Source organism: Sphingomonas sp. SP6 (assembly GCF_058313435.1).
The window spans coordinates 122516-137005 of the sequence record NZ_JBZFLG010000002.1; the positions used below are offsets into that span (position 1 = coordinate 122516).

The 14490-nt window shown below is 69.4% G+C and carries 14 protein-coding genes and 1 tRNA gene; 6 read left to right on the plus strand and 9 right to left on the minus strand.

Annotation, left to right across the window (positions count from 1 at the left end; genetic code table 11):
- The first annotated feature begins 199 nt into the window (after window positions 1-199).
- Window positions 200-2482, plus strand: coding sequence for a CDC48 family AAA ATPase (locus AC4GYY_RS06340; RefSeq protein WP_491119421.1), 2283 nt, complete (start codon window positions 200-202; stop codon window positions 2480-2482).
- 42 nt (window positions 2483-2524) lie between these two features.
- Here the strand turns inward: AC4GYY_RS06340 and AC4GYY_RS06345 are convergent, their stop codons facing one another.
- On the minus strand, window positions 2525-3799 hold the full coding sequence (locus AC4GYY_RS06345; RefSeq protein WP_491119422.1) for an MFS transporter: 1275 nt from the start codon (window positions 3797-3799) through the stop codon (window positions 2525-2527).
- A complete protein-coding gene (locus AC4GYY_RS06350) occupies window positions 3796-4119 on the minus strand; it encodes an antibiotic biosynthesis monooxygenase family protein (RefSeq protein ID WP_491119423.1) in 324 nt (107 codons plus the stop codon). Before AC4GYY_RS06350 ends, AC4GYY_RS06345 begins: the two co-directional genes overlap by 4 nt.
- A 117-nt stretch (window positions 4120-4236) precedes the next feature.
- On the opposite strand from AC4GYY_RS06350, the gene AC4GYY_RS06355 reads away from it, so the two are divergent.
- Window positions 4237-4851, plus strand: a complete 615-nt coding sequence (locus AC4GYY_RS06355) for a class I SAM-dependent methyltransferase (RefSeq protein WP_491119424.1) — start codon at window positions 4237-4239, stop codon at window positions 4849-4851.
- Window positions 4852-4933: 82 nt separating this feature from the next.
- Window positions 4934-5140 (plus strand): hypothetical protein, encoded by a 207-nt coding sequence (locus AC4GYY_RS06360; protein WP_491119425.1) that lies wholly within the window; start codon window positions 4934-4936, stop codon window positions 5138-5140.
- Between the two features lie 7 nt (window positions 5141-5147).
- On the opposite strand, the gene AC4GYY_RS06365 is transcribed toward AC4GYY_RS06360, so the two are convergent.
- Together AC4GYY_RS06365 and folK are read right to left on the minus strand one after the other, a co-directional pair.
- Window positions 5148-5223 (minus strand) — tRNA-Lys (locus AC4GYY_RS06365).
- Between the two features lie 16 nt (window positions 5224-5239).
- Window positions 5240-5716 (minus strand): 2-amino-4-hydroxy-6-hydroxymethyldihydropteridine diphosphokinase, encoded by a 477-nt coding sequence (gene folK, locus AC4GYY_RS06370; RefSeq protein WP_491119426.1) that lies wholly within the window; start codon window positions 5714-5716, stop codon window positions 5240-5242.
- A gap of 22 nt (window positions 5717-5738) precedes the next feature.
- On the opposite strand from folK, the gene AC4GYY_RS06375 reads away from it, so the two are divergent.
- A complete protein-coding gene (locus AC4GYY_RS06375; protein WP_491119427.1) occupies window positions 5739-6395 on the plus strand; it encodes a uracil-DNA glycosylase in 657 nt (218 codons plus the stop codon).
- Here the strand turns inward: AC4GYY_RS06375 and AC4GYY_RS06380 are convergent.
- From AC4GYY_RS06380 to AC4GYY_RS06390, 3 genes are read right to left on the minus strand one after another with little or no spacing between them, the layout of a single operon-like run.
- Window positions 6392-6943, minus strand: coding sequence for a DUF4337 domain-containing protein (locus AC4GYY_RS06380; protein WP_491119428.1), 552 nt, complete (start codon window positions 6941-6943; stop codon window positions 6392-6394). The genes AC4GYY_RS06375 and AC4GYY_RS06380 overlap by 4 nt on opposite strands.
- Before the next feature lie 58 nt (window positions 6944-7001).
- Window positions 7002-7850, minus strand: a complete 849-nt coding sequence (gene aguB, locus AC4GYY_RS06385; RefSeq protein ID WP_491119429.1) for an N-carbamoylputrescine amidase — start codon at window positions 7848-7850, stop codon at window positions 7002-7004.
- Between the two features lie 33 nt (window positions 7851-7883).
- Window positions 7884-8846, minus strand: a complete 963-nt coding sequence (locus AC4GYY_RS06390) for an agmatine deiminase family protein (RefSeq protein ID WP_491119430.1) — start codon at window positions 8844-8846, stop codon at window positions 7884-7886.
- 96 nt (window positions 8847-8942) lie between these two features.
- Here AC4GYY_RS06390 and AC4GYY_RS06395 point away from each other — a divergent pair, with 96 nt between their 5' ends.
- Complete coding sequence (locus tag AC4GYY_RS06395; RefSeq protein ID WP_491119431.1) at window positions 8943-10946, plus strand: alpha/beta hydrolase family protein; 2004 nt, start codon at window positions 8943-8945, stop codon at window positions 10944-10946.
- Window positions 10947-11086: 140 nt separating this feature from the next.
- Here AC4GYY_RS06395 and rpsD read toward each other — a convergent pair whose 3' ends face one another.
- Window positions 11087-11701 carry a 30S ribosomal protein S4 gene (rpsD, locus tag AC4GYY_RS06400; RefSeq protein ID WP_491119432.1) on the minus strand — a complete coding sequence of 205 codons (615 nt, stop codon included), beginning with the start codon at window positions 11699-11701 and terminating at the stop codon, window positions 11087-11089.
- A 178-nt stretch (window positions 11702-11879) separates the two neighbouring features.
- Here rpsD and AC4GYY_RS06405 point away from each other — a divergent pair, with 178 nt between their 5' ends.
- On the plus strand, window positions 11880-12176 hold the full coding sequence (locus tag AC4GYY_RS06405; protein WP_491119433.1) for a chorismate mutase: 297 nt from the start codon (window positions 11880-11882) through the stop codon (window positions 12174-12176).
- Here AC4GYY_RS06405 and AC4GYY_RS06410 read toward each other — a convergent pair.
- Window positions 12173-14440 carry a calcium-binding protein gene (locus tag AC4GYY_RS06410; RefSeq protein WP_491119434.1) on the minus strand — a complete coding sequence of 756 codons (2268 nt, stop codon included), beginning with the start codon at window positions 14438-14440 and terminating at the stop codon, window positions 12173-12175. The genes AC4GYY_RS06405 and AC4GYY_RS06410 overlap by 4 nt on opposite strands.
- Between the last annotated feature and the right edge of the window lie 50 nt (window positions 14441-14490).

Below are 14490 nucleotides of genomic sequence, written 5' to 3' on the forward strand. Positions count from 1 at the left end.
TTGCAAAAAACGCAATCGAAGTGGATCATTTCGCACTTGCACAAGATGCGACCGGCCAGCACATAGGGCGGGCCTTTCAGGCATCCTCTCCTAAAAACTTTCATGGGTCGGCCTTCGGGTCGGCCCTTTTTTCTCGCCCCCTCGCCAACCGGAACCGGCTTCCTATCTCACGCGCTTCTGAGACAGGCGGAGTGATGTGATGGCGGACGGCGAAGCCCAGACGCGGAAATTGCAGGTCGCCAATGCGCGTCCTGAGGATAGCGGGCGCGGGATCGCGCATCTCCCGCGCGCGGTGATGGCGTCGCTTGCGCTGAGTGACGGTGCGGTGATCGAGATCGTCGGCAAGAAGACGACCGCCGCCCGCGCCGTCGGCCCCTATGCCGAGGACGAGGGGCTGGAGCTGATCCGAGTCGATGGCCTCCAGCGCGCGAACGCCGGCGTCGGCTCCGGCGATTTCGTCGAGATCCGCCGCGCCGAATCGAACGCGGCGACCCGCGTCGTCTTCGCCCCCGCTCAACAGAACTTCCGCCTGCAGGGATCCACCAATGCGCTCAAGCGCGTGTTCTTCGGGCGCCCGCTCTGCCAGGGCGACGTGGTCGCCACCGCCGGCCACCAGCGCGTTCACAACATGCCGCCGGGAATGCAGCAGTTCGTCAACGCCCCGGCCTATGCGCTCCAGGAGATCCGCCTCGTCGTCGTCTCCGCGACACCGAAGGGCATCGTCCACATCGACGAGCACACCGAGGTCGAGCTGCGTTCGGAATATGAGGAACCGCAGGAGGCGCGCCGCGCCGACGTCACCTACGACGACATCGGCGGGATGGCCGGGACGATCGACCAGCTGCGCGAGATGGTGGAGCTGCCGCTGCGCTATCCCGAACTGTTCCAACGCCTGGGCGTCGATCCGCCCAAGGGCGTGCTGCTCCATGGCCCGCCCGGCACCGGCAAGACCCGGCTGGCGCGCGCGGTCGCGAACGAGAGCGACGCGCAGTTCTTCCTCATCAACGGCCCCGAGATCATGGGCTCGGCCTATGGCGAGTCCGAGAGCCGGCTGCGCAGCGTGTTCGAGGAGGCGGCGAAGAACGCGCCCTCAATCGTCTTCATTGACGAGATCGACTCGATCGCGCCCAAGCGCGGGCAGGTCAGCGGCGAGGCGGAGAAGAGGCTCGTCGCGCAGCTGCTGACGCTGATGGACGGGCTGGAGGCGCGCGCGAACCTCGTCGTCATCGCCGCCACCAACCGTCCCGAGGCGATCGACGAGGCGCTCCGGCGTCCCGGTCGGTTCGACCGCGAAATCGTCGTCGGCGTCCCCGACGAGCGCGGCCGGCGCGAGATCCTGGGCATCCACACCCGCGGCATGCCGCTGGGCGACCGGGTCGACCTCGACGAACTCGCGCGCACCACCTTCGGCTTCGTCGGCGCCGATCTGGCGGCGCTGACCCGCGAGGCGGCGATCGAGGCGGTCCGGCGGATCATGCCGCGGCTGAACCTGGAGGAGCGGACGGTCCCGCCCGAGGTGCTCGACACGCTCGCGGTGACGCGCGAGGACTTCATGGAGGCGATCAAGCGCGTCCAGCCCTCCGCCATGCGCGAGGTGATGGTTCAGGCGCCGACCACCAAATGGTCCGACGTCGGCGGGCTCGACGACGCGCAGATGCGGCTGAAGGAGGGGGTCGAGCTCCCGCTCAAGGATCCCGACGCCTTCCGCCGCCTCGGCATCCGCCCGGCCAAGGGCTTCCTGCTCTACGGACCGCCCGGCACCGGCAAGACGCTGCTGGCGAAGGCGGTCGCGCGCGAGGCGCAGGCGAACTTCATCGCCACCAAGTCGAGCGACCTGCTGTCGAAATGGTATGGCGAGAGCGAGCAGCAGATCACCCGCCTGTTCGCCCGCGCGCGTCAGGTCGCGCCGACGGTGATCTTCATCGACGAACTCGACAGCCTCGTTCCGGCACGCGGCGGTGGGCTCGGCGAGCCGCAGGTCACCGAGCGCGTCGTCAATACCATCCTCGCCGAGATGGACGGCCTGGAGGAGCTCCAGTCGGTGGTAGTGATCGGCGCGACCAATCGCCCCAACCTGATCGATCCGGCGCTGCTGCGGCCAGGTCGGTTCGACGAGTTGATCTACGTCGGCCTGCCCGACCGCGCCGGGCGGCGCCGCATCCTCGGCATCCAGAGCGAGGCGATGCCGCTGGCCGACGACGTCGACCTCGATGCGGTGGCGGCGGAGACCGATCGATTCACCGGCGCGGACCTGGGCGACGTCGTCCGCCGCGCCGGGTTGATCGCGCTGCGCCGATCGCTGGACGCGCGTGAGGTGACGATGGCGGACTTCCGCGAGGCGCTGAAGGAATCGCGCGCGAGCGTGACGCCGGAGGTCGAACGCGAATACGAGCAGATGGCGGCCAAGCTGAAGCAGCAGGCGACCGCGCTCCAGCCCATCGGCTTCGCCCTCCCCGCCCGCGCGCGGGACGCGGGGGCGTAGCGGCAGCGGAAGGGGGCGCGCACGGACGTGGCGCGCCCCCTCTCAGCGACGTTCGAGCGTCGCCCAGGCCAAGGCGAACAGCGCCACGCACCCTGCCGCCGCCGTCAGATACGGCAGCGAGTGGCTCGCCTGGTAGAGCCCCACGCCGATCGACGGGCCGAGCACGAAGCTCGCGCCGTTCACGCTCGTCACCTTGCCCGCGACGTTGCCCTGGGCTTCCGCCCCGACCGCGAGCGACGAGCCCGCAGTGAACCCGGGCCGAGTGAAGCCGAAGCCAAGGCTCGCGAGCGCATAGGCCGTGGCGATGCCGTAGAGCGAGGTCGCGAGCCCGGTCAGCGCAGTGCCGATCGCCGCCAGCACCAGTCCCACCAGCACCAGCCCGCGCGGGGCGAGATTGAGTGCGGGGATGATCCCCCACTGCGCGAGCAGTGCCGCGCCCGCGCCCATCATCAGCACGATGCCGGTCGATTCGAGCGCGGCGGCGGGGGCGAGGTGGAGCCGGTCGATCACCAGGAAGCCGATCGCCTGACCGGTCATCGCCTGCGCATGGCCCATCACGAGGCCCGCGATCATCCAGCCGCGAATGCGCGGATCGCGCCAGGCGACGTGCTCGACATGGCTCGCGACCGCGTCGGTCACCGTCTCGTCGTCGGTCTGCCCGCCGACCGAGGGATAGGCGGCGGTCGCCGCGTGAAAGCCCGGCTCGCCGCGGTCGTCGGGGAGCATCCGCCGGATCGCGACGAAGACGGCCACGCCGAACAGCGCGAAGACGAACGCCGGGCCCGCCAGCCCCAGTTCGACCGATCCGACATGACCGAGCAGCAGATAGGGCGCCACCGCCGGTCCGGCGATCGTCCCCAGCCCGAAGGCGGAGGCGAGCAGCGTCAACGCCCGCGTCCGCTCCTCGCGTGTCGTGTCGCCCGCGACCAGCGCCTGCACCGCAGGCGGGGCGGCCGAGCCGAACGTGCCGTAGACCAGCCGACCGGCGATGAAGAGCAGGAAGGCGGTGGTCCCGCCGATCCAGCCGTTGATCCCCGCCGCCAGGAACAGTCCGCACAAGGTGAGGCTCACCGCATAGCCGCCCATGCCGAGCAGGATCATCGTCCGCCGCCCGTGCCGATCCGACCGGTCCGCCCAGAACGGCGCGGCGATCACCCACAGCAGCGCCGAGACCGAGAACGCCGCCGCGACCGCGCTGTCGGGCACGTCCAGCTCACGACCGAGCGCGGGCAGCACCGATTGCAGCGCGGTGTTGCCCGCGGCGATCGTCAGCATGACCACGAACATCAACGTGAAGCGGCGGTCGATCGCCCTCATCCGCGCGCCCAGTCATAGGCGCGGGTCACCCGCGTCACTTCGAGCGTGTACCAGTCGTACCAAAGGCCGCGCCCGCGATCGCGGATGGCGGCATGGTCCGGGTGACGCCGCCACGCGACCGCGCTCGCCTCGTCGATCCAGTAGCTTATGGTGATGCCGACGCCGTCCTCGCCCCGCGCGCTCGCGGCACCGCGATAGCCCGGCTGTTCGGCCGCGAGCCGGTCCATCGCCGCAGCCGCGTCGGCGTAGCCGGCGGCGTCCGCCGCGGTGCGCCGCGCCGTGAAGATCACCGCGACCTGTCCTTCCCGCTCGCTGCCCATCGCCGTGCCGCGATGAAACGATCCGGCGCGCGACGCAACCCGGGCGCTTGCGCGGCGTTTGCCAACCGTGGCAACGGTCACTCCTTTGTTACCGTTACAGAGAACGTCAGGATCTTCATGCCGTCATCGACCACCGCGCTTCCCCGCAGGCGCAGCCGTGCTTCCGGAGTGCCGACTCCCTGGGGCATGTTCTTCCGCGGGTTCCTGAAGCACCCAGTGATGGTCGGATCGGTGATCCCCTCCTCGGATCGGCTGATCGCCAAGATGCTGGGGCGGGTCGACTGGGCGAACACCAAGCTGTTCGTCGAATATGGTCCCGGCGTCGGCACCTTCTGTCGCCCGATCCTCGATCGGCTGGCGCCCGATGCGAAGCTGATCGCGATCGACACCAATCCCGATTTCATCCGCTACCTGCGCCACACGATCACCGACCCGCGCTTCGCGGCGGTCCACGGCTCCGCCGCCGACGTCGGCGCGATCGTGCGCGATCACGGTCACGAGCACGCCGATTACGTCCTCTCCGGGCTGCCCTTCTCCACGCTGCCCCCCGGCGTCGGCGAACAGATCGGCGCACAGACGCATGCGGTGCTGAACGTCGGCGGAGCGTTCCTGGTCTATCAGTTCAGCCCCAAGTGCCGCGACTTCATGGCCCCGCACTTCGCGCGCATCGATCACGAGATGGAATGGTGGAACGTGCCGCCGGCGCAGCTGTATTGGGCCTGGAAGGACTGAGCGAGCGAGCGCGTGCCCGATGTGACGGCGTTTTCATCGCGTCGTCACCACACCGGCCAGTGCCGCGCGCTATCGGCTGGCCATGCTCACCACCGAACTGATCGGCGCGCGCGACGCCGACCGCGTGTTGTTCCGGCCGCTTTCGGCCGCGCTCTGGTCCGCCGATCACGCCAGGCGGGCGCCGTCGCGGGACGACGCTGACGCCTATCTCGCCAAGGCCAAGGCGCTCGCCGCCGCGCTCGAACGTGAGGGGATCGCGTTGCTGCCGCTGTTCGATCCCGAGGATTGAAGGCCGCTGGTGGGTCCGCCGGGGCTCGAACCCGGGACCTCTCGATTAAAAGTCGCTTGCTCTACCGACTGAGCTACGGACCCGCACCGGCGGCTCGGGTCAGCTAGGCAGCGGGCGGCGGCGGGTCAACCTCGCGTGAAGCTGCCGCATCGTGTGCCCGGTCACCGGATCGCGCCACCTCGGGACGATCGCCGCGAGCGGGCCGAGCACGAAGTCCCGCTCGCGGAACGCCGGATGCGGGATCGTCAGCGTCCGGCTCCGGACCCCGCCGCCCGACCAGAGGACGAGATCGAGATCGAGGACCCGCGCGCCCCAGCGCCGCCCTCGCCGCCGCCCGAACCGGCGCTCAGTCGCCTTCAGCAGCGTCAGCATCGCCGTCGGACCCAGCGGGCTCTCGACCACCGCCGCCGCATTGGCGAACCGGCGGATCGAGGGTCCGAGCGGCGGCGTGGCGATCACCGGCGAGACGCGCGTCGCGCCCAGCGCATGAGCGGCGGCGAGAACCTCGGCGCCGGGACGGCCATGCCGCCCCCGCCGGTTGGATCCGAGCGCGATCAGATAGGTTGTCGTCGCCACGAGCGGCCCCTACCCGCTGCTCATGGCGACCGCATCCCCCCTGCCCGCAACCGAGCCGCCGCACGACTGCCCGCTCTGCCCGCGCCTGGTCGCGTTCCGCGAGGCGCTGCGCGTCGAGCATCCCGACTGGTGGAACGCCCCCGTTCCCGCCTTCGGCGACTCCGACGCCTGGCTCGCCGTCGTCGGCTTGGCGCCGGGCAAGCACGGTGCGAACCGGACCGGACGGCCGTTCACCGGCGATTTCGCGGGCGAGCTGCTCTACGCGACGCTCGCCAAGTTCGGCTTGAGCGAGGGGACCTACGCCGCCGACCCCGCCGATAGCTTTCGGCTGAAAGGCGCGGTCATCGTCAACGCGGTGCGCTGCCTTCCGCCCGAGAACAAGCCGACCCCGCTCGAGATCCGGACCTGCCGCCCGTTCCTCGAAGCGCCGATCGCCGCGCTTGCGAACGTCCGCGTCTTCGTCGCGCTCGGCAGCATCGCGCACGACAGCGCGGCGCGCGCGCTGGGCATCAGGCCCTCGGCCGCGAAGTTCGGGCACCTCGCCGAGCATGCGACCCCCTGCGGGCGCGCGCTGATCGACAGCTATCACTGCTCACGGTACAATCAGAACACGCGGGTGCTGACCCCGGCCATGTTCGAGGCGGTGTTCGCGCGCGCGCTGGCGCTGCGAAACGGTTAGCCCAGCAGCGTGCTCAGCACGTCGGGATGGAACCCCCAACCCGCGAAGCCGCACGCCGCCATGAACACGCCGAATGCGCCGAACGCCCAGGCGACCGCCAGGAGCCAGCCGCTTTCGGCAAGTGCCGCCACCGCCGCCACCGAGATCGCGGTCGAGATCAGCGCCTCGGCGGCGTCGAACTGATCGTCGTGGACGTTGAGCGCGTCGTACCGATCGGCGAATCCCTGCGCCTCGCGCGACAGCTTGGGCGCTTCGGACCGGTACTTGCCGATCTCGGTGTCGATCGCGGGGATCGCCGCCATCGCCGCGGGCGTGCCGATCGCCGCGAGCTCGGCGCGCGCGGTCTCGGCGATATGGGTCTTCGTCTTGGTCGCCTGATATTCGCCCCAGCGATCGACCGAATCGGCTTTCGCCTGCGCCATGTTCTGGACGATGTTGCCGTCCTTGATGTTGCCCAGCCCCATCGTCACCGACAGCGCGACGACGGTCACCGCCACCGCGCGGTTCAGCCGCTTGTCCTTGGCCTCGGCGCTGAGCTCGACTTCCATGGCCGGGATTCAGCACTGCGCCGGTGCGGGCGCCAGTGAAAAGCCCGTCACCCGCGCGTCACACGTCCTGCACCAACCGCCCGTACAGCTCGGGCCGGCGATCGCGGAAGAAGCCGAACGCGGCGCGGTGGCGCTTGACGATGTTCAGGTCGATCGTGGCGGTGATCACGCCCTCGTCCTCGCGGCCCAGTTCGGCGAGGATGTCGCCGCGCTCGTCGCAGATGAAGCTGGTGCCGTAGAAGGTCTGGCCGTGTTCGGTGCCCACCCGATTCGCGGCGACGATCGGCACCACGTTCGACACCGCATGGCCGACCATCGCCCGCCGCCACAGCCGGGCGGTGTCGAGCGAGGTGTCGTGCGGCTCGCTGCCAATCGCGGTGGGATAGAACAGCACCTCCGCCCCCATCAGCATCATCGCGCGCGCGGTCTCGGGATACCATTGGTCCCAGCAGACGCCGACGCCGAGCTTCGCCGCGGGGCCGTCCCACACCTTGAACCCGGTGTTGCCCGGGCGGAAATAGAACTTCTCCTCGTAACCCGGGCCGTCGGGAATGTGGCTCTTGCGATAGACGCCGCGGACCTCGCCGTCGGGGCCGATCATCGCGAGGCTGTTGTAGTGATGCGGTCCGTCCGCCTCGAAGAAGCTGGTCGGAATCCAGACGCCCAGCGCCTCGGCCAGCGCCTGCATCGCCAGCACCGCGCGGTGCTCGCCGACGGGCTTCGCCTGCGCGAACAGCCCCTCGTCCTCGACGCGGCAGAAATACTCGCCCTCGAACAGCTCGGGCGGCAGGATCACCTGCGCACCCTGGCCGTGCGCCTGACGCACCGCGTCGGCGACCTTGGCGATATTCGCCTCCAGATTGTCCGAAAAGGCGAGCTGGAGCGCGGCGACGGTGATCTCGGTCATGGGCGCGCATGTAGGGGCGGCCGCCCCGCCGCGCTACGCCGGGATCTGCTGCGAGATGCAGTGGAAGCTGCCGCCCCCCGTCAGGATCGCGTCGGCGCGCAACCCGACGACGTCGCGGTCCGGGAACAGCGCGCGGAATTGGGTGACCGCCGCGTCATCGTCCGGCGCCCCGTAGATCGGCACCACCACCGCCGCGTTGCCGATGTAGAAGTTCATGTAGCTCGCCGGCACGATCTCGTCGTCGCGGATCACCCGTCCCGGAGAGGGGACGGGCACCACCGTGGCACCGCCCGCCCGCGCCCGCTCGGCCGCATTCTGGTAGACCCGCCAATTGGGATCGTTGTCGGCGGCGACCGGGATCGCCAACCGCCCCTCGCCGATGAAGCGGGCGAGGTTGTCGACATGGCCGTCGGTATGGTCGTTCAGCAAGCCCTCGCCCAGCCACAGCATCCGGTCGTAGCCGAGGTCCGCGCGGAGCCGTTCCTCGATCTGGGCGCGGGACAGCCCCGGGTTGCGGTTGGGGTTGAGCAGGCATTGCTCGGTGGTGACCACGAGGCCCGCGCCGTCGCCGTCGATCGCGCCGCCCTCCAGCACCCAGTCGCACCATTTCACCGTCTTGCCGCGGGCACGGGCAAGGCGCGCGCCGATGTCCTCGTCGCCGGGAAGATCGTATTTCCCGCCCCAGCCGTTGAACAGAAAGTCGCGCGCGGTGCCGTCGCCGGCGATGATCGGGCCGGTGTCGCGCAGCCAGATATCGCCGAACGGCTCGACGATCACCGTCGCGAACGGCGCCAGCGTCTTGGCCGCGTCTCCCGCCTCGGCGTCGGCGGCGACCAGCAGCACCTGCTCGCCACGCCCGTCCGCATGGACCGCGCGCGCAAAGGCGGCAACTTCTTCGCGCGCCTGCTCCAGGTCCTCGGCCCAGAGTTCGGGGTGGCTGGGAAAGCCGATCCAGACCGCCTTGTGGCGCGCCCATTCGGGGAGAGGAGGTTTCATTCCGATCAGATAGCGCGCTCCGACGCGGCGCGCCACGCTTGCGCCGCCGCCGGGTGCATGGCAGCGATGGCCGCCAAGGGACATGAAAGGGGCATCATGAAGATCGCACTGCTTGGCGCGACCGCTCTGGTCGCGGTGTCGGGAGGCGCGCAGGCGCAGACCGCGCAGCCGCAAGGCCAGCCGATGACCAGCGCCGTCGCCGCCAAGGCGTTCGGCGCGCGGCCGCTGATCGGCGCGATCAGCCTCTCGCCCGACGGCAGCAAGGTGGCGCTCGTCGCGCCTTACAAGGAGCGCGGCTGGCAGATCCTGATCGCAGATCCGCAAAAGGGCGGCGCGCCGACGACGATCTCCGCATCCGATGGAGGCGACGAGCATGTTCGCGACTGCCGCTGGATCACCGACACCCGCCTGATCTGCCGAGTGGACACGATCCAGCGGGCCGGCGCGCAACTCCTCTGGCTGAGCCGGCTGCTCGCGATGAACAGCGACGGCACCCAGGTGAAGCTGGTGACTCCGCGTGCGAGCAGCCGCGAGCTCGGCTTCGTGCAGAGTAGTGGCACGGTGATCGACTGGCTGGCGGGCGACGGGCAGATCATGATGACGCGCTATGTCGTGCCGGAGCGCGATATCGGCACGCATATCGCCAACAAGGTCGGCGGCTTGACCGCCGAGACGGTCGACACGCTGACGCTTCAGCGCCACACCGTCGAACCCGTCCGCGACAAGACCGCGAGCTACCTCACCGACGGCAACGGCGTCGTCCGTCTGATGGGAACGCAACCGGTCGCAGGAACGGGATATCTCACCAACACCGTGAGTTATTTCTTCCGCAAGCCGCAGTCGCAGGCGTGGGAGCCGCTGAGCAGGGTCGAGACCAACCCGTCGGGGCTGGACAAGGGCTTCAATCCCGTCGCCGTCGATCGCGACGGCAACGCGGCCTACGGCTTCGACGTCCAGGCTGGGCGCGAGGCGCTTTTCCGGGTCGCCCTCGATGGCAGCGGAAAACGCGAACTCGTGCTCGCTCGGCCCGACGTCGACGTCGACGATCTCGTCCAGCTCGGTCGCCGGCGGCGCGTGGTCGGCGTCAGCTATGCGACCGAGGTTCGCGCCGTCGAATATTTCGATCCCGAGCTGAAGCGGATCCAGGCGTCGCTTGGCCGCGCCCTGCCGAAGCTGCCGTTGATCGACTTCTCCGACGCCAGCAACGGCGAAGCGCGGCTGCTGGTCCACGCCGGGAGCGATGTCGAGCCGGGACGCTATTACGTCTTCGACAAGGCGTCGCACCATCTTGACGAAGTGCTGCCCGATCGTCCCGAACTCGCCGGCGTCAAGCTCGCCAGCGTCAGGCCCGTCACCTTCCCCGCCGCGGACGGCACGCCGATCCCGGGCTATTTGACCTTGCCCGTGGGCAGCGACGGGAAGAACCTTCCCGCGATCGTGATGCCGCACGGCGGCCCGTTCGCTCGCGACGAATGGGGTTTCGACTGGTGGGCGCAGTTCTTCGCCGCGCGCGGCTTTGCGGTGCTCCAACCCAATTTCCGCGGCTCGGCGGGGTACGGCTCCAGCTGGTTTCAGAAGAACGGCTTCCAGTCATGGCGGACGGCGATCGGCGACGTCGATGACGCAGGGCGGTGGCTCGTCGGACAAGGCATCGCCCGGGCCGACCGGCTTGCGGTCGTCGGCTGGTCCTACGGCGGCTATGCGGCGCTTCAGGGCGCGGTGCTCGATCCCAAACTGTTCCGCGCGGTGGTCGCGGTGGCGCCCGTCACCGACCTCGAACTGCTACGGACCGAATCGCAGAAGTTCGTCAACTTCCCGCAGGTCGATGCGATGATCGGGCGCGGACCGCACGTCCTCCAGGGCTCGCCCGCGCGCAACGCCGCCGCGATCGCCGCGCCGGTGCTGATGTTCCACGGGGACCTCGACGTGAACGTCGACATCGAGCAATCGCGCGTGATGGCCAGCCGCCTGCGCGGCGCGGGCAAGACGGTCGAACTCGTCGAGTTCAAGGGCCTCGACCACCAGCTGGAGGACAGCGCGGTGCGCGCGCAGATGCTGGAGAAGTCCGACGCCTTCCTGCGGGCGGCGCTGGGGATGTGACGCGAGAAGGGCGGCCCTCCCGGAGGAAGACCGCCCTTCTTCGCTTCATCGTGACCGCGACGGAGGCGGTTGACCTCGCTTGAGCGAGGCCGCCCGAGCCGCTGGCGAGCGCCGTGCTCCCGCCGCGCCGGAGCTCGACGTCAGCGGCTGTAGAACTCGACCACCAGATTCGGCTCCATCTTCACCGGATACGGCACCTCGTCGAGCGTCGGCACGCGGACGAAGGTGATCTTGGCGGCGCCGTCGGGCGCGACATAATCGGGGATCTCGCGCTCGGCGAGGCTCTGCGCCTCCATCACCAGCGCCATCTCCTGCGCCTTCGACCCCAGCGTGATCTCGTCGCCGACGTAGCAGCGCCGCGACGCGATGTTGCACTTGACCCCGTTCACCCGCACGTGGCCGTGGCTGACGAGCTGGCGCGCGGCGAAGATCGTCGGCGCGAACTTCGCACGATAGACGATCATGTCGAGCCGCTGCTCGAGCAGGCCGATCAGGTTCTGCGAGGTGTCGCCCTTCATCCGGGCGGCCTCCTGGTAGCAGTGCTTGAACTGCTTCTCGGTGACGTCGCCGTAATAGCCCTTGAGCTTCTGCTTCGCGCGCAGCTGGATGCCGAAGTCCGACACCTTGCCCTTACGACGCTGACCGTGCTGGCCGGGGCCGTATTCACGCTTGTTGACCGGGGACTTGGGACGACCCCAGATGTTCTCGCCCATGCGGCGATCGAGCTTGTGCTTGGCGCTGGAGCGCTTCGACATCGTGATTCCTTGGCAAACTGCGGACAACGTTGGTCCCGGTCTCGCGCTGCGTCGGCGGATGCCGGGCAGGCCGCCTGCTTCACCGGGGTGCAGGGGCGATTGCGAAGCGGGGCGCGTAGCGGCGAAGGTGCGGTGGGTCAAGTCTGGACAGCGCCGCGATCCGCGCTACCCCGCGGCCATGACGCTTCCCGGATCAGACTGCACCACCATGGCCGAGGTCCGCGCCGGGGTCGACCAGGTCGACCGCGAACTGATCGCGCTTCTCGCCCGCCGCTTCGCCTACATGGACGCCGCCGCGCGGATCAAGCCCGAGCGCGGCCAGGTTCGCGACGAGGCGCGCAAGGCGCAGGTCATCGCGGCCGCCCGCGCCGCCGCCGCCGACGCAGGCCTCCCCGCCGACGCGATCGCGCGGCTGTGGGACGCGCTGGTCGAGGCGTCGATCGCTTACGAGCTCGAGGCGTTCGACCGCCGTTAGAGGACGATGTCGCTGTTCGGCAGCAGCGCCGTGGTGGCCTGGACGAAGATCGTCAGGTCCGCGGTCTTGTCCCCGTTGGTGTCGCCGTAGAGGAAGTAGCCGCCGCCCCGCGCCGCCACTTCGCGCAGTTCGCCCGAGACGCCGTGGAAGGCGTCCGATCCGATCCAGGTGAAGGCGTCGTTGATCCGGATCGGGTCGCTGACGCCGTCCTTCGCGTCGATCGCCTGAAGGTCGATCTTGTCACCGGCCGCATGGCTGAAGTCCGCGATCGTGTCGTATGCGGAACTCGTCGAATCGAGCTTACTGGAGTAAGCGAACACGTCCGCGCCGCCGAGTCCGGTCAACGTATCGGCGCCGCGGCCGCCCGACAGCCGGTTGGCCCCGCCATCCCCGCCGAGTTTGTCGCCGTAGGCGGACCCGACCAGATTTTCGACCAGCGACAGATAGTCCGTGCCGGCGCCGCCAGTGTTCTGGCTGGCGAGGGTCAGCGACACGGTCACGGCGGCGGTGGCGCTCGCGTAGCTGACGGTATCGTTCCCATCGCCGGCGTACAGCACGTCATCGCCCGCGCCGCCCTCGAGCAGGTCGTTTCCGAGATAGCCGACGAGCGTGTCGTCGCCGGCGCTGCCGGTCAGCACATCGGCATAGGCACTGCCGACCAGCTCCTCGAAGCCGGTCAGGGTGTCGAACCCGCCGGCACCCGTGTTCTGCGCGGTGGTGATCGCGAGGCTGACGTACACCGCGCCGCCGGCGGAAGCGTAATCGATGATGTCGAAGCCGTCGCCGCCGTCGAACCCGTCGAAGCCGGCGTTGCTCGCCGCCGCGGATGAGATGATGTCGTCGCCGTCGCCCGCCTGGACGAAATTGGCGGCGGCGCTGTCGACCAGATGGTCGTCGTTCGCGCTCCCGATCACGCCCTCGACGTTCTGCGCGGTGACGAGGATGCCGTCGACCGCTTGCGCGATCGTCTTGCCGAGATCGAAGGTCACGCCCGATCCCGAATAGCCGAAGTCGACCGTGTCGAAGCCGCCGCCGCCGTCGACCGTCAGCGTCGTGGCGGCGATACTGAACGCCACCGTGTCGTCGCCCGCGCCCAGCATCACGGTCGCCGCCTCGATCCCGTTCCAGCTGACGGACGTGGACGCGCCCAGCCCGACGATATGCCCTGAGCCGATATAGTCGCGCGCGATCGACACCGCGCCCTGCGCGCCGAGGTCCAGCGTCAGGCTGTCCGCGCCGTCGCCCGCCGCGAAATAGATTTCGAAGCCGGTATCCGGAAGCGCGAATTGCGAGACGTCGAACACGAACTGGTCGGCGCCATCGCTGCCGCCGCCGACGATGGTTTCATATCCGTAGAAGGTGATCGGATCGCCCCCGCCCAGCGGCGTCGCGGCGCCGGCGAGCACCGCCGCGCTCGCCTGATAGACCTCGTACCGGATCGGCCCGCCGGCGCCGTACGGATTGAGCGCGATCTGATCCGCTCCGTCGCCGCCGTCGAAGTAGCCGGCCCCGCCATATGCGGTGACGATGTCGTCGCCGGCGCCGGTCTGGAACAGGAAGCTCTCCGCATTCTTGACCTCGGCGATCTGGACGCCGTCCCTCGTCGCGGTCGCCGTCGCGGTGGCCGTGGTGAAGAAGAAGGTCATGTCGGCGTCGATCGCCTGGTAATAGCCGGCCCATTGATCGTCGCCGCCGGCGCAATCGATGGTGTCCTGCCCGCCCGAGGAGGACACGCGGTCGTCGCCGCCGCCCAGGACCAGCGCGTTCCCCGCGCTCAGCCCGAGGCCGATGTCGTAATGCTCCCAGCCGGAGAGCGCGGCGAAGTTCGACTTGACCTTGCCGTCCTCCGCGACCGTCAGCGTCAGCCGCTTGGTCAGCTCGCCGCCGAGCACCGACAGCGTGTCGTCGCCGCCCGATCCGTCGAGGCTCAGCCGCGACTTGTCCGGCGCCAGCGCGCCGAGGTCGATCGTCAGGTAATCGGCGCCTTGCGTGGCGGTGAACTTGATGCGTTCGACGTTCTGGAAGTCGACGAAATTCAACGTGTCGTCGTGCCCCCCGGCGAGCACGCCGCTCCAGCCGCCGTCGGCCTGGATCGCCATGTGGCTGTAGAAGGCGGCGACGGCGATCGAGGCATAATCGACCGTCAGCGTGTCGTACCCCCCACCGCCATCGACCGTGTCCTGCCCCAGCAAGGGCACGATCGAGTCGTCGCCGGACGACCCGAAGATCGTGTCGTTGCCGTTGGTTCCCTTGTACTTGGCCACCGTCGCCCTCCCGTTTTCCCGCGCGTTAGGCGCGCCTGGGCGCGGCGTAT